This is a genomic window from Klebsiella sp. PK01, assembly GCF_057624675.1.
In genome coordinates this window covers 550,301-566,440 of sequence record NZ_JBYEZM010000001.1, presented here as the reverse complement: position 1 = coordinate 566,440, position 16,140 = coordinate 550,301, and the positions used below count along the sequence as shown (strand labels likewise).

Sequence of the window (16,140 nt, the reverse complement as noted above, 5' to 3'; positions counted from 1 at the left end):
TGGCGTTATGTTTATGAAATAAATTAACGCATCAGATGGCGCGTTCGAGCACAAATAAATAGGCTTCGCGTGACCAGAACAGGGCGCTGCGGCGGCGTTCGACCGCCATGGTTTTGACTTCCCAGCCCTGCTGCGTGTACTCAGTGAGGAACCGGCTCATTTTATCGGGATCGGCTTTCGCTTCGCCAAAAAACATACTGCCCAGCAGCCCCTCTTTATAGATAACGACGCGACACTCTTTTTTCATCAGCTTAATCCTTGCAGGTGTAATTCAACGACGTGAATTATTGTCGCTGGCCATCTTAATATGACTACTGACGGGGGAAAACTTTTTTCGATATTGCAGCGGACTCACGGCGAAATGCTGGCGAAAGTGGTGACGTAGCGTACTGGCATTAGCGAAACCGCAGATTTCGGCGATTCTGTCGATGCTGAGACGGCTATCGGTGAGCTGCTGGCGGGCGCGAAGCAACCGCTCATCAAGCAGCCAGTGGGCCGGCGATTTACCGGTCGCCTGCTGAAAACGACGCAAGAAAGTGCGCGGGCTCATATCCATTCGCTGCGCCAGCGAGGCAAGGGTATGGCTCTCAGCGAGATGCTGATGCAGATAATCAAACAGCTGGCCGAGGCGCTGGCTTTCACGCGCTGTTGCTACCGGGCGGATCACCTGCTGCGCCTGCCCGCCGTCGCGGTGCGGCGACACTACCAGCCGCCGGGCGACGATGTTCGCCGCTTCGTGGCCGAAATCTTCGCGCACCAGATGCAGACAAAGGTCGATGCCCGCGGCGCTGCCGGCGGAGGTCATCAGCCGCGCATCGCCGACGTACAGCACGTCTTCCACCACTTCAATCAACGGAAAACGCTCCTGCAGCCGGGCAGTATAACGCCAATGGGTGGTAGCCTGTCGGCCGTTGAGCAATCCGGCGGCGGCGATCACAAATACCCCGGAACAGATAGAGACGATTCTGCAGCCGCGCGCATACGCTGCCGCCAGCGCCTGGCACAGCGCCTGAGGAACCTCGCTTTCTATGCCTCGCCAGCCGGGGACGACGATGGTGTCCGCTTCGTTAAGCAGCGCCAGCCCGCCGTCGCTGACGATACGAATACCGCCGGTGGCGCGAAGCTCGCCATCATCGACGGCGGCGACCGCGAACCGATACCAGCTATCGCCCATTTCCGGGCGCGGGAGACCAAAAATCTCGACCGCCACGCCGAACTCGAAGGTACACAGGCCGTCATAGGCCAGAACGACGACTTTTGGTGGTGACAGTGTCACATTGTTGGTTGTCAGGATTTCAGCGTTTTCTGTCATCAATGGGGGCGGTGGTCCGGGTCGGGTGGTAGTTAAAGTAGTGTTACCACAGACAAGGAGAATACGCCATGAGTGTTGTAAGCCAATTTACGCCAGCCGCCCCGGCCGATGCCGCTGCCTGGTTTGCCCATAAACTGAGTGTCGAAACCGACTGCGCCGATGTCCATCACGCTTTGCAGCACGGTGAACAGGACTTTGTGCTGCTGCATGTGATAGGCAGTCATGATGTTTTCGCTCGTCGCCACCTGCCTGGGGCGCTGCATCTTCCGCATCGCGAGATCAATGCCGCGCGAATGGCGCAGTGGCCCGCGGAAACGCTGTTTGTTGTCTATTGCGCCGGGCCGCACTGCAACGGCGCGGATATTGCCGCCTTAAAGCTGGCGCAGCTTGGCAGACCGGTAAAAATGATGCTCGGCGGCCTAACCGGTTGGGCGGATGAGGGGTTCGCATTTAGCGTCAGCGAAACGAGCAACATGAAATAAATTCAACAGCCATGAATTTTTCTCGTTTGCCGATGCTCTCTCCGCATGACAGTATCTGGACATATAGACATCCAGAAGTCTAAAAATTCAAATAATGAATTATCACGGCGGGCAACTACCTGCCTGCCGTTAAGGAGAGAACATGCAACGTCACCAGGCCCCGTTCCGCGCAGATATTGTCGGCAGTTTTTTACGTCCTAACGCCATTAAGCAGGCGCGCCTGCAGCTGGCGGAAGGCAATATTGATGCCGGCCATCTACGTGAAATTGAGAATGAAGCCATCCGCCAACTGGTTCAGCAGCAGTGCGATTGCGGCCTGCACGTGGTGACCGACGGTGAGTTCCGGCGCGCGTGGTGGCACTTCGACTTCTTCGACGGTCTGGAAGGCGTTGAACGTTACGATTCAGAGAAAGGTATTCAGTTCAACGGCGTACAGACCAAAGCGCACGGCGTGCGCGTGACCGGTAAACTGGGCTTCGGCAACCATCCAATGCTGGAAGATTTCCGCTTTTTGAAAAGCGTCAGCGGCAATGCGCAGCCGAAAATGACCATCCCCAGCCCCAGCGTGCTGCACTTCCGCGGCGGGCGTAAAGATATCGATAGCACGGTATACCCGGACCTGGCTGAATACTTCAACGATCTAGCAACCACCTGGCGCGATGCGATCCGCGCTTTCTATGACGCTGGCTGCCGTTATCTGCAGCTTGATGATACCGTCTGGGCCTATTTATGTTCAGACGAACAACGCCAGCAGGTACGCGAGCGCGGTGACGATCCGGACGAACTGGCGCGTACCTATGCCCGGGTACTGAATAAAGCCCTTGAAGGGAAGCCGCAGGATCTCACCGTCGGCCTGCACGTCTGTCGCGGTAACTTCCGCTCGACCTGGATTTCAGAAGGCGGCTACGAGCCCGTGGCGGAGATCCTCTTCGGCGGCGTCAACATCGACGCGTTTTTCCTTGAATACGACAACGATCGTTCCGGCGATTTCGCCCCGCTGCGCTTTATTCGTCCAGGGCATCAGCAGGTGGTGCTTGGGCTGATCACCACCAAGAACGGCGAGCTGGAAAATCCGGAAGGCGTGAAGGCGCGACTGCAGGAGGCGGCGCAGTATGTACCGCTGGAGCAGATTTGCCTGAGCCCGCAGTGCGGCTTTGCCTCCACAGAAGAGGGCAATTCGCTAAGCGAAGCCCAGCAGTGGGATAAAGTGCGGCTGGTCACTGGGATCGCCGCCCAGGTCTGGTAACGAGATAGCCCGCATTAAGCGGGCTTTCTCTATTTACGCAGCAGGCGCTGCAGTCGCGCCTGCCGCCACTGGCGGATCCACCCGGCAAAGACAAACAGACGTAATCCCCGCAGCAGCAATAACGCGCCCCAGATGATTGCCACCCACACTGACCAGTAGACGTCCGGTTGGGTGAAATGATTAATCACCAGCAACAAAACGCAAACCGTGACCGCCACGCTCAGCGAGCGAAAAAAACGGCTCTCCTGATGCAGGCGGCTTTTCGCTTCTTCGATACGTAAATCGAGCGATGCTTCGTGACCGACGGGAGCATCGTCGCTGAGCTCGGCCACATTTATCTCAAACACCGCCGCCAGAGCGCTCAGGGTTTCTAACCCCGGGCGATCGCCGTTTTCGATCCGCTGGATAGTGCGAACGCTGACGCCAGCCAGTTCGGCAAGTTGTTCCTGGGACCAGGCGCGCTGCAGACGTAATTGCTTTACTCGGGTACTGCTGTTCATGGTGTTAATCTCCGGATGGGAACCTGAGACCAGTGTGATTTTTTAACCTGCCGGGCGCCACGACGGGCACCCGACAGAGAGGCGACAGCAACCCGACAGCCGCATGACGCCTGGGTTTACGCCTGTACGGTTTGCCAGGGACGCACATTCATGCCGCGGAAAATCATCAGCCAGGCGGCGACGATCGCCAGCATTAAGATGAAGAATAGCGACCAGTGCGGCAGATGGGTGAGGATTATCCCGGTCAGCATCGGGTTGAACGCCGCGCCTAACCAGCCTAACGACTGGGCGGAAAAATAGCTGGCTTTCATACCGGGTGGGGCAATCTGATCGATCAACATATATTCGCCCGGCGCATAAATAACTTCGCCAAGGGTAAAGATAGCGGCGGAAATGCCCCACATCAGCAGATTATTACCGGAGAGGATAAAACCGCCGAGACCCAACACATAGCACAGGGTGCCGAAGGTCATCAGCGGGCGGATGTTTCGCGCCGAAAGCCGTCGCCCGACGGCGTATTGCAACGCGACCACCACCGCGGCATTGACCGGCAGCACTACCGCGACCACTTTTTCCGCGAAGTCGCTGGTGCCTGCGGCGAGTACATACTGCGAAATACAGGAGGCAAATGAGCCGCCGACAAACGATGCCAGTAAGCCGGAAAAAGTAAACCACAGCAAGGCACGATCGCGCAAAAGCACCGACGGCGTCCACTGCGGCGCGGTACCTTCCACGCTAACGGCAGAGGTACGTTCGACGAAGATCTGGATAAACACCAGCGGGAAGGCGGCACACAGCGCGGCCAGCCAGAAAGGCAGGTTAATGCTCTGCATCACCAGCAGGGTGCCAATTGGCGGCCCAACGGTCCAGCCGATATTGAGGAAGGTATAGTTGAGCGAAAAGATGCGCGCCTTTTTCTCCGGCGTCAGCACATCGGCAAACCAGGCTTTCAGCACGGTAGAAAAAACCGAATAAGCGCAGTTGATCAATGAGAAAAAGAATACCACCAGCGCCACGCTATTGACCGCGGGGATGGCGATAAAGCCAGCGATAAACGCCACGATGGCGATCAGCATATAGCGTTTTTTGTCGAACTTATCGGCAAGAATACCGAAGCCCATGCTGAAGATAACGCCGACGACCAGCGCGACGGAGAGCGCATAGCCGATGACGTCGACTTCCAGCTGAAAACGGCGGGTGAGATAAATCGTCATAAAAGGAAGCGTTGCGCCGCGGCCGATGGTTAACAGCAACGACGACGCCAGTAGCGCTACCGTTGAGCGCCTGATGGTGGTTGTCATTTTTCCTTGCCCGATGTTGTGTTTTATTTTTGTTGTGCCCGATCACAAATAGCATGCTAACTGAGCCTTGTATAGCGGGCTCTATGTCGGAAAGTGCCTTCAGCACCTGCTAAAAATAATGATCTGTTCGAGCGGCAGGAATTTGGTTACTTTGACCTTGGTCATCGTTGACCAGAATGACAGAGGCATCGTATGACGCGCAGAGATGGACTGCTGGCAATGCTGGTAGTGGTGGTGTGGGGGCTCAATTTTGTGGTGATTAAGCTCGGGTTGCACAATATGCCGCCGCTGATGCTGGCGGGGTTACGTTTTTTACTGGTGGCGTTTCCGGCGCTACTGTTCGTTGCGCGGCCCAAAATACCGCTGCGCCTGCTGCTGGGCTACGGCCTGACCATCAGTTTCGGCCAGTTCGCCTTTTTATTCTGCGCGATTAACCTCGGTATGCCAGCCGGTTTGGCATCTCTGGTACTGCAGGCTCAGGCCTTTTTCACTATCGTGCTGGGCGCTTTTGTCTTTGGCGAGCGGTTACAGGGAAAGCAGGTCGCCGGTATCGCGCTGGCGATTTTTGGCGTATTGGTACTGGTTGAGGCCAGCCTCGGCGGCCAGCACGTGCCGCTGGTCGGCTTTATGCTGACTCTGGCGGCGGCGTTCAGCTGGGCCTGCGGCAACATTTTCAACAAGAAAATTATGTCTCATCAGCATAAGCCGCCGATTATGTCGCTGGTGGTGTGGAGCGCGTTGATTCCGGTGTTACCGTTCATGCTGGCGTCTGGCATTATTGATGGCCCGCAGGCGATGGCGGCAAGCCTGGTTAATATCGACGCCACGACCGTGCTGTCGCTGATGTATCTGGCGTTTGTCGCCACCATCGTTGGTTACGGTATCTGGGGGGCGCTGCTCGGGCGTTATGAAACCTGGCGGGTGGCACCGCTGTCGCTGTTGGTGCCGGTAGTAGGGATGGCGAGCGCGGCTCTGCTGCTTGGTGAACGGCTCAATGGCCTACAGCTGTTGGGGGCGGCGCTGATTATGGGCGGGCTCTATATTAACGTGTTCGGTCTGCGGCTTGCGCGCCGCGGCACAGCGCGGTAATGACCGTCCCGACGAAGCCGGGATAAAAAAGCCCCGCTTCAGCGGGGCTTGAGTCATTGCGGAATGGGCGGGCGTTAGTTGTAATACGGTACGCCCAGCTCATCCGATTTATCATTGCCGGCAGCCATGTGATTAAAATCAAACGGCGAGTCGTTATGTTCCGAAGGAATGATCATCGCATCCCGGTTATTGTGGCGAACCGGAGTGGTGGTTTGCTCCGCGTAACTCTGGCTTGCAGCCAGCGCCACTAGCACGATGGCGGCGGTAGCGAATAATTTCATGATTTCCTCGATACGTCTTTATGCAGGCGATTAACAACAATAATTATTTAGCGGCATCAGGTAGCGGGATTCACCCGGAACGTTGGTGATGCGATATTTATGCGGCGGTACATCGAAATAGTTTTTAAACGTCCGCGTCAGCGTCTGCTGCGATTCAAAACCGTAGCGCTCGGCCAGATACAAAATCGGCTCATTGCTCTGCTTGAGTTTTTGCGCGATTTCCGTCAGCTTGCGGCTGCGGATGTACTGGCCCAGCGAGTGGCCGGTCTCTTTCTTAAACATTCTTTGCAGGTGCCATTTGGAGTAACCTGAGCGCTCCGAAACTTTCTCCAGCGATAATGGAGATTCCAGGTTCTCTTCGATCCACGACAAAATACTATGGATAGTGATGGCGTCGTTATTGCGTCTGGACATCATCTTACCTCTTCTTATTACGGCAGGACTTTCTTGAGCAGTTGCTCAAGCATGACCACTTCGTCTGCCGTTAGATTTTTTGTTAGTTCCTGGTGCAATTTTTGACCCACAACCTGATGACAGTGCTCACAAAGGGCTGCGCCTTCTGGTGTCAGCTGCACCAGAACGCCGCGCTTATCATTTGGGTTGGGCAACCGTTCTATCCAGCCTTTGCAGACGAGTCTGTCGAGCATGCGCGTCATTGCGCCTGGATCGACCGACAGGACGGTCTTCAGCTCAACGGGTGTTGTACATACTTCACAGCGAATGGAGCAGAGCACCCGGAACTGGGTGGCGGTGATATCCATGGGTGAAAGATAGTCGTTGAGCAGTCGATCTTTTTTCTGGTTAACCATCTGGATCAATCGGCCAAGAGGGATCATCTCGTTGAACAGATTGTTAGTGTTTTCCATGATAGTTGCCCAGGCAATTATTTAGTTGCGATGGATATTATTGCCGCGGCAATCATAAGTCAACATTATGAATTCGCCGATGCCACGATTTGCTAAAGATTGATAATTTGACGGTTGTCACTTTTTCTCATTTTACTAACGCTTGTTATTTTTTATCGACGTGATTTTTTTCGTGGATGTGGCATCTGAGTCGCTGCTGTCGATATACTCACGGGGTGAAACTGTACTGAAAAAATGATACTTAACGGGATGTTGACTCACTATGCTGGAACTCTTTAAAGCAATAGGGCTCGGTCTGGCGGTGATTTTACCGCTGGCGAACCCGCTCACCACCGTGGCGCTGTTCCTCGGCCTGGCGGGCAATATGAACAACGCCGAGCGTAACCGGCAATCGCTGATGGCATCGGTGTATGTCTTTGCGATCCTGATGGTGGCGTGGTATGCCGGCCAGGTGGTCATGAATACCTTTGGCATTTCCATTCCCGGCCTGCGCATCGCCGGCGGCCTGATCGTGGCTTTTATCGGTTTTCGGATGCTGTTTCCGCAGCAGAAAGCTCATGATTCGATGGAAGCGAAAATCAAATCGGAAGAGCTGCAGGATGAACCCACGGCGAATATCGCCTTCGTGCCGTTGGCGATGCCCAGCACCGCCGGGCCGGGCACCATCGCGATGATTATTAGCTCCGCCTCGACGGTAAAACACGGCGTCGATTTCCCGGAATGGGTCGTGCTGGCCGCGCCGCCGATTATTTTTGCGCTGGTGGGGATCATTCTGTGGGGCTGCCTGCGTAGCTCAGGGGCGATCATGCGGCTGGTGGGGAAAGGCGGTATCGAGGCGATTTCCCGCCTGATGGGTTTCCTGCTGGTCTGCATGGGCGTGCAGTTCATTATTAACGGCGTGCTGGAAATTATCACCAACTATCACGCCTGAGGGCAGCAATACGATTCACGCGCCCGGCAGTAAGCGGCCGGGCTTCGTGAAGGCTAATGGGAGTGGTGCGGCTGCTGCTCATCGCCCGGCGAAGGCCAGCGGCGAAAAATCATCACAGCCCAGACCAGCGCCACCAGCGCCGGTACGGCGCCAACGTAGCCTATCGCCGACATCGACAGTTGCGTACTCACCTGGCTGCCGACCAGCGCGCCGGCGCCAATACCAATATTGAAAATTCCCGAAAACAGCGACATCGCCACATCGGTAGCATCCGAAGCCAGCGCCAGCACTTTCACCTGCATGCCGAGGCCGATGACCATAATCGCGATCCCCCAGAACACGCTGAGCAGCATGAGCTGGTTGGCGTTCCTTGAGGCAGGTAGCAGCAACAGCAGGCATACCAGAAGCAGGCCGATAGCGGTGGTAATCAGCCCGGAAGCATGTTGGTTTCCCAGCTTGCCGAAGACAATACTACCAATAATACCCGCGCCGCCGAGCACCAACAGCAGCAGAGTGGCGAAATTAGCGCTCAACCCTGCGACGTTCTGCACGAAGGGTTCAATATAGCTGTATGCCGTGTAGTGGGCGGTCACCACGATAACCGTCAGCAGATAAATACCGAGCAGCGCCGGACGGCGGAACAGCACCGGCAGGCTCTTGAGCGAACCGGAATGTTCGCTTGGCAGCGCCGGCAATAGTTTTGCCAGGCAGACCAGCGTCGCTAAAGCGCCAAGACCAATAGCCAGGAAGGTTGTACGCCAGCCGAAATATTGTCCGACGATACGGCCAATAGGAATGCCGAACACCATGGCCAGCGCGGTACCGGTGGCGATAAGGCTAAGCGCCTGGGCGCGCTTGCCGGGAGGGGCCATACGGATAGCCAGCGCGGAGGTGATCGACCAGAACACCGCGTGGGCGAAGGCGATGCCAATGCGGCTCACCACCAGCACCGTGAAGTTCCACGCGAAAAATGACAATACGTGGCTGGCGATAAATAACACGAACAGGCCAATGAGCAGGCGACGGCGCTCCATCTTGCTGGTCAGCAGCATGAACGGCAGCGACATCAATGCCACTACCCAGGCATAAATGGTCAACATGATCCCGACCTGGGCCGTTTCCATACCGAAGCTGTCGGCAATATCAGACAGCAGGCCGACCGGAGCAAATTCAGTGGTATTAAAGATAAAGGCGGCAATTGCCAGCGTGACGACCCGCAGCCACGCGACTTTGCGTGAGACCGTATTTGTAAGCATAAATTCCGGGCTGGTAGTAATGAGAAGAAGAGGAGGCGATATTAAAACGAATGCTGCTGAAAATACAATCACTTTGTGATCTGTATCTCATTTTTTTCTGACGCCTGTGGCAGCTAACAACTTAATTTTTCGGCTAATAGTGTGCGGGAATGGTTTATGTGTCATGTTGATAGCCGATAAAAAAGGGGAGCACGATGAAAGAAATCAGTTTTTACCTGGTCGATGCCTTCAGCGATCGCAATTTTGGCGGCAACGCGGCGGCAGTATGCCCGCTCAGCGAATGGCTGCCTGATGAAACGCTCTTAAAAATGGCGCAGCAGCATAATCAATCCGAAACGGCGTTTTTTGTCCGCACCGACGCTGGCTATGAGCTGCGCTGGTTCACGACGCTTGATGAGATTAACCTCTGCGGCCACGCCACGCTCGCGGCATCGCACGTGATTTTTGAATATCTCGACCACCCCTCGGCAACTATCGTATTCAGCACCCGTTTTGTCGGTGAACTACGGGTAACGCGCAGCGGCGACTGGCTGACGCTGGATTTCCCCGCCTGGCAAACCACGCCGGTGCATGACGTACCGCCGGCGCTGTTCGCCGGGTTGGGCATCGATGACGCGCTGGAGGTGCGGGAAGGGCGTGATTATCTGGTGGTTCTGCGCGACCGGGCGCAGGTTGAAGCGGTGCGCCCGAATATGGCGCTGCTGGAGACGCTGGATAAGATGATTTGCATTAGCGCGGCCGACGAAGAGTACGATTTTGTCAGCCGCTTTTTCTGCCCCGGTGAATCGGTACCGGAAGATCCGGTAACCGGGTCAACCCACAGTATGCTGATCCCCTACTGGGGAGCGAAGCTCAATAAAAACGACCTGCTGGCGCGCCAGGTGTCGGCGCGCAGCGGCGAGCTGCGCTGCCAATGGCTCGATGACCGCGTACTGATTAGCGGCCAGGCGACCACCTATCTGCGCGGCACGGTCTATTTGCGCGAAGGTTAATTCCTAACCAAGCGAGGCGCCGCCACACATCACCAGCTCTTGTCCGGTCATGGCCGCGGCTCCTTCGCTAAGTAGCCAGCTCACCAGCGACGCCACCTCCTGTGGCTTAATCAATCTACCGAACGGCGGCGCCTTCGGCGGCGAACTCTCGCGCCCTGGCTGGCGCAGCATTGGCGTATCGGTGGCGCCGGGGGCGATAACGTTAACGGTAATGCCCGCAGCGGCAAGTTCCGCCGCCCAGCTTCTTGCCAGTGCCACCAGCGCCGCTTTGGTTGCCGTATACTGAGAACGGCCTGCCGCTCCGCGCGAGGTCCGGCTACCCAAAAGGATAATCCTACCGCCGCGGCCCATAACGGGCGCAAAGCGGTTGGCTAAGGTCTGCGCCGCATCCACATGCAGACGCCACAACCTCTCACCGCGCTGTGCGTCAAGTTCTCCTAGCGGCGCCGCCGCCATCGCACCGGCGGCATGGATAATCGCCTGTGGCGGCGCAAGCGACGACAGAGCATCAACCAGCACGCGGCGGTCGCTCACATCGACCGCCAGGTGCCTGAAGCCTTCATGGGTGAACGGCGGTGCGGAGCGGCTTAGCCCGAGCACCTGCCAGCCATCCGCCAGCAGTTGCCCCACAATTGCCGCGCCGATCCCCGAACTAGCGCCCGTGACCAGTGCCTGCTTCATGGCGCCTCCAGCATGCTGCGCGGCACTTTAAACACCGCTTTCCTCACCGGGGCGGGTGACGTAACGGCGCACAGTGCCTGGTGCGGTTCGCCGGGGAGAAAGACCGCGAAGTCCCCGGCGCACAGATGCAGCGTGACGCTTTGCGGCGTCTGCTTGCTGATAAAGAGATCCGGCTTGCGTTCTTCATCATCAGGTTGGCCTGTGTACACCATACCGGCATGCAGCGTCTCCTCGCCGGCTAAAATGACCTGAATATCGGCCCATTGGTGGTGATATTCGGTATGTCGCTGTTCTGCCGCCTGGGTTTGCGCGATGCCGATGGTGCAGTACCATCCGCCATCTGCAGGTTGGAAGCGGCCATCTTCGCGGGCTGTCAGGGCGGCAAGAGAACATTCAGTACGGCTGAGGATCTGCCGCAACGCCAGCGGTAACCCCGCCTGAGGCAGGGCATTCAGATTACCGATGATCATGCGCCTTCTCCTTTAACCCATTGCGGCGAGACGCGGACATACTTAATGGCCTGCCGGTACCAGGTATAGGCAATGTGTAAATTACCGTCTTCACCCTGTTTAATACTGGGATAGGAGAATTCACGGTTTAGTTTTTGCTCTGAATTGTTGGTCATACAGTAGCCGTCGCCCTCATCAAGGTTGCGCATCCACGGCCAGCTTTTGCCGCCATCGGCGGAGATAGCCACGGTCATTGGCGCGCGCGGCGCGCCCCAGAAGGCGGTTTTCCCGGTGCATTCAGGCTCTTTCCGGCCGTCGTCGTCATCTATCTCATCGTATAGCGATGCCCGACGCTCGCTGGCGCCTGCTGCGCTCATGTCATTGAAGACCAGCGCCAGATCGCCGTTGCTCAACGTGGTCGCCTGAATGGACGAGTTATTGTTTGGCAGCGTGGTGGGGATCGGCGCTGACCAGCTTTCGCCATAATCTGTCGACTGGCTGTACCAGATATGATCGGCCCAGCGGCTGCGGAAGAAGGCGGCCAGCGAGCCATCGGCCAGCGGGATGATATTCATATGCACGCAGCCGAGGCTTTGCGGTACCGCCACGTCGCGCCAGCTTTTGCCGCCATCGGCTGAGATTTTTACCGCGCTGATATCGTCGTTACCGACCCATTTTTCCCCTGGACGGGTACGACAATAGAAAACCGGCAGCAACCAGTTGCCGTTGGGCATTACGGTTATGGGTTGCCGGATAAAGGTGCCGGGTTCATCGAGTAGGGTGGCAATCGCTCCCCAGTGCTTTCCTCCATCGTGCGACTGGCGATAACGCACAATAGCGGTGTCCTGATTGCCGGCGTGCTGCGCGGTCCATAACAGCCATAGCACGCCATCAGGAGCCTGGAACAGCACCGGATTTTGTTCTGAACGTTCCGGGTCGTCGGATAACTTTATCGCGTCGCTCCACGTTGTGGCGCCCGGCGCTAAACGCGATCCCCAGACTGAAATATCCGCTTTCCCTTCCTGCGAACCGCCGAACCACACGCACATCAGCGTGCCATCGGGCAGCGGCAGAAGATTGGCGGCATGGTTTTGCGGGCAGCCGGAGGGCAGCATTGCCGAGGCGAGCTTAGGATCCTGCTGGTGTTGGCGAATCACGCCGTCAAAAGTTGGGGTGGTGGTCATTTTTACACTCCACGTTGTTCAATGGGGGCCGGGGATGATTGTTGCGCTTTATTGGGGATTAGGCGGTCGATCACCATAATCAGGGCCGGGGTGATCAGCGCGATGTACATGTTATTGATGCCGAACGGATCGCCGAGCAAATACCACGCCGAAGTCACCACGCAGGCGCCGATGAGGCCAGCGTTCGCGCCGCGGGCGCTCTTAAAGAACGGCGCATAGAAGGCGATGACCGCGACCACGGTGATAGAGAGCCTGATGGCGCGGGTAAAGAAGGAGAGCTTCAGCACTTCCGGTACCAGCAGCACAAAAATAAGCGGCAGAAAACCGATGATCAGCGAGGCCCAGCGGGTGGCCTTAAACTCCTGCTCCGGCGTTGGATTGCGCCACGGCACGTAAAAATCTTTTACCACCAGAGAGGCAATCGCCAGGGCAACGGTGCTGACGCTAACGAAAATAGAAGCCACAAGTGACGTTGTCACTAATCCGGCAAGCCACGGGTTCATATCCTGCAGGAACACCGGCAGAGCGTACAGGCTGTTGATTTCCGGGTGCAGAAACTTCGCCGCCACGCCGATAATGGCGATCGCGAAGGCGATAGGCAGGCAGAAGAAAAAGGCAATCCAGGTAGAGCGTTTCGCCGATTTTACGTTTTTGGTCGAACTGATCGCCTGAATGACAAACTGGGTACAGAAGATGGAGCCGATAGTGCCGATAAGCCAGGCGCAGATGGTGCCGGCGCCAAAATTACCATCCCAGGTCCAGTAGTAATCCGGCATCTTCTCAATCATCGGCGTGAAACCGCCGGTTTTTGCCAGCGCGAAGCCCATAATAATGAGTAGACCGGCATATTTTAATGCGCTGTGCAGCATGGTGACCCAGGCTACGCCTTTCATACCGCCGAAGGCAAAATAGAAAGTACTAACAATGGCGGTAATAAACGCCGCGAGGGGTAAATTGATTTTTAATACCGTGGAAATTGCCGCCGCGCCGCTGACGTAGTTACCGACGTTCACCAGCAACAGGGCGTAAATCATAATGATGGAAATAATATTCTTGGTGCTGGTGCCGTATCGCTCGGCAATCGCCCCGGAAATAGTAATTTTGCCGGTATTATAAATCCGCTTAACCAGTATCAGGCCAAACAACGGAAAGCCAATGGCGGCGCCCAACACCGACCAGGAGGCGGCAATCCCGCTCTCAAATGCGGCCTGTGCGGTACCGATAGTCGACTTGGCGCCGATATATTCCGACATCAGCAGGATACCGACGATAAAGGCCGGCATCGCGCGCGAGCCCTCCATAAAATCCCCGGAATTTTTACTTCTGATACGGAACGTCAGCCAGGTGGTAAATAAGATATAGGCGATGACAATGCCGACAATAATAAAGGTATCTTCAGTAGTAAAATGATTCATCTTAGCCTCTCTTTGGGCGTACGAATCCTGGGTACACAGGTACCCGGTCTATTTTGTTGAAGAAGCGCAGCGCTTAATTAAGATACTGCGCGATGATCCCGCGTATTTGCTGCAGTTGAGATGCGCTAAACTGCACCGCGTAGCGGCTATCGCCGACTTCATGGCCCATCAGCTGCAAGGCTTTTTTCACCGCGGCAGGGGAAAAGGCGACTTTATAGAGATCGGTACGCAGGCCGGTGACGTTTTCCTGCGCCAGCCTTGAGGCCGCAATATCGCCAGCCTGGAAGGTTGACCAAATCGCGTTAATCTCCCGTGGCGCCACGTTAGCCAGCCCGGAAATGCACGCTGAACAACCATCCACGAAACCCTGATGAATCAGCGAATCCGGCCCGTTCAGGACATTAAAACCGTCGATGTCGCGCACCGCATCAAGAAAGCCCTTCAGGCTGTCATAGCTACCTGCGCTATCTTTTATGCCAATAATGTTGCCATGCGCAGCCAGCCGACGAGCGGTTTGCGGTTCAATGGTGTTCCCGGTACGCGCCGGGATGTTATAGAGAAATACCGGTACGCTGAGCGCATCGGCGATCGCCGTGTAGTGGCTTACCAGCTCATCTTGTTTAAGCGGCACGAACCACGGGGTGATGACGGACACCGCGTCGACGCATGATCTTGCTATCTGCTGGCCAAGACGAATGGTTTCCCGCGTCGACACTTCGCCAATATGGGCCACTACCGGCGCGCGTCCGGCAACCGCCTCGACGCAGGTTTCGGCAACCGCAATTTTTTCCGCCTCATTAAGGACGAAAAACTCGCCGTTGGTTCCGCCGCAAAAAATGCCGTTACCGGCGGCCAGCTGTCGCTCTACCTGCTGGCGTAGCGCCGTCAGGTTCAGTTCACCACTAGCGGTAAAGGGGGTAACAATGGCGGTTAACACGCCGCGAATGGAATGATGCATTTATCTCTCTTCTCCCTGATGACATGACTGTGGAAACAGCGTCTGGTAAATCGCCTGGACTTGAGCCTGGCTTACGCTGCATGGGGCATTGTTCATTAATCGTTTTACTTCCAGCGCCGCGGCGCTTAGCGTTTCAATACTCTCTGGTGGTACGCCCAGCGCGGCGAGGTTGTCCGGCAGCGCCAGCCGTTTCACCAGCTGTGCCAGCCAGCGGACCAGCGCATGAGATTTCTCTTCGTTATTCAAGGTCAGATCGGCGTCCGGGATCAGATCCCAGACCTGAGCGAATTTATCCACCGCGTACGGGCGCACGACCTGCATACAGGGGGCCAGCAGAATGGCGTTCGCGACGCCGTGCGGCAGATGCCAGGTGCCGCCAAGCGGGTAGGAGAGCGCGTGCACCAGATGCGTGCCGGCATGATTGATAGCCACGCCGCCATAGTACGAGGCCCACAACATCTCCAGTTTCGCCGTGAGATCCTGCGGGTCGGTCACGGAACGCTCAATATTCCGTACCAGCTTATACAGGCCGATTAAGGCGGCGTTATCGCTTACCGGGTTCGCGACGGTTGAAGTAAAGCACTCCAGAAGATGACACAGCGCATCGATGCCGGTGGAGGCGGCAATGGCCGCAGGCATGCTGGTGGTCAGTTCCGGCAACAGGGCCACGAAATCCGGCAGCAGCACCGGGGAGATAATCCCCACTTTGGTATTACGTTCGGGAATAGCCAGGATAGCGTTTGGCGTCGCTTCCGAGCCGGTGCCGGCGGTGGCGGGTATCAGCAGCGATGCCAGACGCAGGCGCGGTTTCTCGCCGTCGATCAGCGCGTTCAGCGAAGGGGATGCGGGATGAAGTAGTACCGAGAGCAGCTTAGCCACGTCGAGAACGCTGCCGCCGCCGATACCGACGACCATCTCCGGCTGCGCTCCCGCGAGTTGGGCAACAATCTGCGCCACATCATGTTGGCTGGGCTCTGCCGGGACGGAATCCACGATCCTCACATCAACGGTATTCTCGCCCAGCAGATGTTGGATCCGTTTGGTCGCTTCGAGCTTACCGACGTTCGCATCGGTGACCAGCAAAATGCTTTTTTTACCTGCCAGCACTGGCTTCAGGGCTGAGATGGCGCCCGCGCCGCTGATAATCGTGCTGTTAATCGTCGCCACGTCTTACTCCTTTTTTGTAATGATTAAATT

General features: G+C 56.6%; 19 protein-coding genes. 5 read left to right on the top strand and 14 right to left on the bottom strand.

Going from position 1 to position 16,140, the window contains the following annotated elements; translation table 11 throughout:
* Nucleotides 1-31: 31 nt before the first annotated feature.
* Together AC22LX_RS02740 and ftrA are read right to left on the bottom strand one after the other, a co-directional pair.
* Entirely contained in the window at nucleotides 32-247 is a 216-nt protein-coding gene (locus AC22LX_RS02740) for a DUF4177 domain-containing protein (protein WP_015366741.1), read from the bottom strand.
* Nucleotides 248-271: 24 nt separating this feature from the next.
* The gene (gene ftrA, locus AC22LX_RS02735; protein WP_487333739.1) at nucleotides 272-1,312 is read right to left on the bottom strand and encodes a transcriptional regulator FtrA; all 1,041 of its coding nucleotides are present in this window, start codon (nucleotides 1,310-1,312) and stop codon (nucleotides 272-274) included.
* A 68-nt stretch (nucleotides 1,313-1,380) separates the two neighbouring features.
* On the opposite strand from ftrA, the gene AC22LX_RS02730 reads away from it, so the two are divergent.
* Both AC22LX_RS02730 and AC22LX_RS02725 read left to right on the top strand, forming a co-directional pair.
* Nucleotides 1,381-1,794 carry a rhodanese-like domain-containing protein gene (locus tag AC22LX_RS02730; RefSeq protein ID WP_045394577.1) on the top strand — a complete coding sequence of 138 codons (414 nt, stop codon included), beginning with the start codon at nucleotides 1,381-1,383 and terminating at the stop codon, nucleotides 1,792-1,794.
* A gap of 142 nt (nucleotides 1,795-1,936) precedes the next feature.
* Nucleotides 1,937-3,040 (top strand): cobalamin-independent methionine synthase II family protein, encoded by a 1,104-nt coding sequence (locus AC22LX_RS02725; protein WP_047050928.1) that lies wholly within the window; start codon nucleotides 1,937-1,939, stop codon nucleotides 3,038-3,040.
* Between the two features lie 29 nt (nucleotides 3,041-3,069).
* On the opposite strand, the gene AC22LX_RS02720 is transcribed toward AC22LX_RS02725, so the two are convergent.
* Nucleotides 3,070-3,540 carry a helix-turn-helix domain-containing protein gene (locus AC22LX_RS02720; RefSeq protein WP_047048101.1) on the bottom strand — a complete coding sequence of 157 codons (471 nt, stop codon included), beginning with the start codon at nucleotides 3,538-3,540 and terminating at the stop codon, nucleotides 3,070-3,072.
* Between the two features lie 116 nt (nucleotides 3,541-3,656).
* A complete protein-coding gene (gene ydeE / locus AC22LX_RS02715) occupies nucleotides 3,657-4,841 on the bottom strand; it encodes an efflux MFS transporter YdeE (RefSeq protein ID WP_045394569.1) in 1,185 nt (394 codons plus the stop codon).
* A gap of 192 nt (nucleotides 4,842-5,033) precedes the next feature.
* Between ydeE and eamA the strand changes: the two genes are divergently transcribed.
* Nucleotides 5,034-5,930, top strand: coding sequence for an O-acetylserine/cysteine exporter (gene eamA, locus AC22LX_RS02710; protein ID WP_063447032.1), 897 nt, complete (start codon nucleotides 5,034-5,036; stop codon nucleotides 5,928-5,930).
* Nucleotides 5,931-6,004: 74 nt separating this feature from the next.
* Here the strand turns inward: eamA and marB are convergent, their stop codons facing one another.
* Genes marB through marR form a run of 3 tightly spaced genes read right to left on the bottom strand, consistent with a single transcriptional unit; the run spans nucleotide 6,005 to nucleotide 7,077 of the window.
* Nucleotides 6,005-6,211: a multiple antibiotic resistance protein MarB gene (gene marB / locus AC22LX_RS02705; protein ID WP_063447033.1), complete on the bottom strand. Its 207-nt coding sequence runs from the start codon at nucleotides 6,209-6,211 to the stop codon at nucleotides 6,005-6,007.
* 30 nt (nucleotides 6,212-6,241) lie between these two features.
* A complete protein-coding gene (gene marA, locus AC22LX_RS02700) occupies nucleotides 6,242-6,625 on the bottom strand; it encodes an MDR efflux pump AcrAB transcriptional activator MarA (protein WP_015366733.1) in 384 nt (127 codons plus the stop codon).
* Between the two features lie 17 nt (nucleotides 6,626-6,642).
* Nucleotides 6,643-7,077: a multiple antibiotic resistance transcriptional regulator MarR gene (marR, locus tag AC22LX_RS02695; protein ID WP_045394564.1), complete on the bottom strand. Its 435-nt coding sequence runs from the start codon at nucleotides 7,075-7,077 to the stop codon at nucleotides 6,643-6,645.
* A gap of 262 nt (nucleotides 7,078-7,339) precedes the next feature.
* On the opposite strand from marR, the gene AC22LX_RS02690 reads away from it, so the two are divergent.
* On the top strand, nucleotides 7,340-8,008 hold the full coding sequence (locus tag AC22LX_RS02690; protein ID WP_045394562.1) for a MarC family NAAT transporter: 669 nt from the start codon (nucleotides 7,340-7,342) through the stop codon (nucleotides 8,006-8,008).
* A gap of 53 nt (nucleotides 8,009-8,061) precedes the next feature.
* Here the strand turns inward: AC22LX_RS02690 and AC22LX_RS02685 are convergent, their stop codons facing one another.
* Nucleotides 8,062-9,306, bottom strand: a complete 1,245-nt coding sequence (locus AC22LX_RS02685; protein ID WP_487333783.1) for a sugar transporter — start codon at nucleotides 9,304-9,306, stop codon at nucleotides 8,062-8,064.
* Nucleotides 9,307-9,458: 152 nt separating this feature from the next.
* On the opposite strand from AC22LX_RS02685, the gene AC22LX_RS02680 reads away from it, so the two are divergent.
* Nucleotides 9,459-10,256 (top strand): PhzF family phenazine biosynthesis protein, encoded by a 798-nt coding sequence (locus AC22LX_RS02680; RefSeq protein ID WP_487333738.1) that lies wholly within the window; start codon nucleotides 9,459-9,461, stop codon nucleotides 10,254-10,256.
* Nucleotides 10,257-10,259: 3 nt separating this feature from the next.
* On the opposite strand, the gene AC22LX_RS02675 is transcribed toward AC22LX_RS02680, so the two are convergent.
* The 6 genes from AC22LX_RS02675 to AC22LX_RS02650 form a co-directional block, all read right to left on the bottom strand.
* Nucleotides 10,260-10,937 (bottom strand): SDR family NAD(P)-dependent oxidoreductase, encoded by a 678-nt coding sequence (locus AC22LX_RS02675; protein ID WP_049061195.1) that lies wholly within the window; start codon nucleotides 10,935-10,937, stop codon nucleotides 10,260-10,262.
* Nucleotides 10,934-11,407 (bottom strand): NanQ anomerase/TabA/YiaL family protein, encoded by a 474-nt coding sequence (locus AC22LX_RS02670; protein WP_047048120.1) that lies wholly within the window; start codon nucleotides 11,405-11,407, stop codon nucleotides 10,934-10,936. Before AC22LX_RS02670 ends, AC22LX_RS02675 begins: the two co-directional genes overlap by 4 nt.
* Nucleotides 11,404-12,570, bottom strand: a complete 1,167-nt coding sequence (locus tag AC22LX_RS02665; RefSeq protein ID WP_487333737.1) for a sialidase family protein — start codon at nucleotides 12,568-12,570, stop codon at nucleotides 11,404-11,406. Before AC22LX_RS02665 ends, AC22LX_RS02670 begins: the two co-directional genes overlap by 4 nt.
* Before the next feature lie 2 nt (nucleotides 12,571-12,572).
* Nucleotides 12,573-13,985, bottom strand: coding sequence for a sodium:solute symporter family protein (locus AC22LX_RS02660; protein WP_047038689.1), 1,413 nt, complete (start codon nucleotides 13,983-13,985; stop codon nucleotides 12,573-12,575).
* A gap of 73 nt (nucleotides 13,986-14,058) precedes the next feature.
* Nucleotides 14,059-14,943, bottom strand: coding sequence for a dihydrodipicolinate synthase family protein (locus AC22LX_RS02655; protein ID WP_487333736.1), 885 nt, complete (start codon nucleotides 14,941-14,943; stop codon nucleotides 14,059-14,061).
* Entirely contained in the window at nucleotides 14,944-16,110 is a 1,167-nt protein-coding gene (locus AC22LX_RS02650; RefSeq protein WP_487333735.1) for an iron-containing alcohol dehydrogenase, read from the bottom strand. It abuts the gene before it with no gap.
* Between the last annotated feature and the right edge of the window lie 30 nt (nucleotides 16,111-16,140).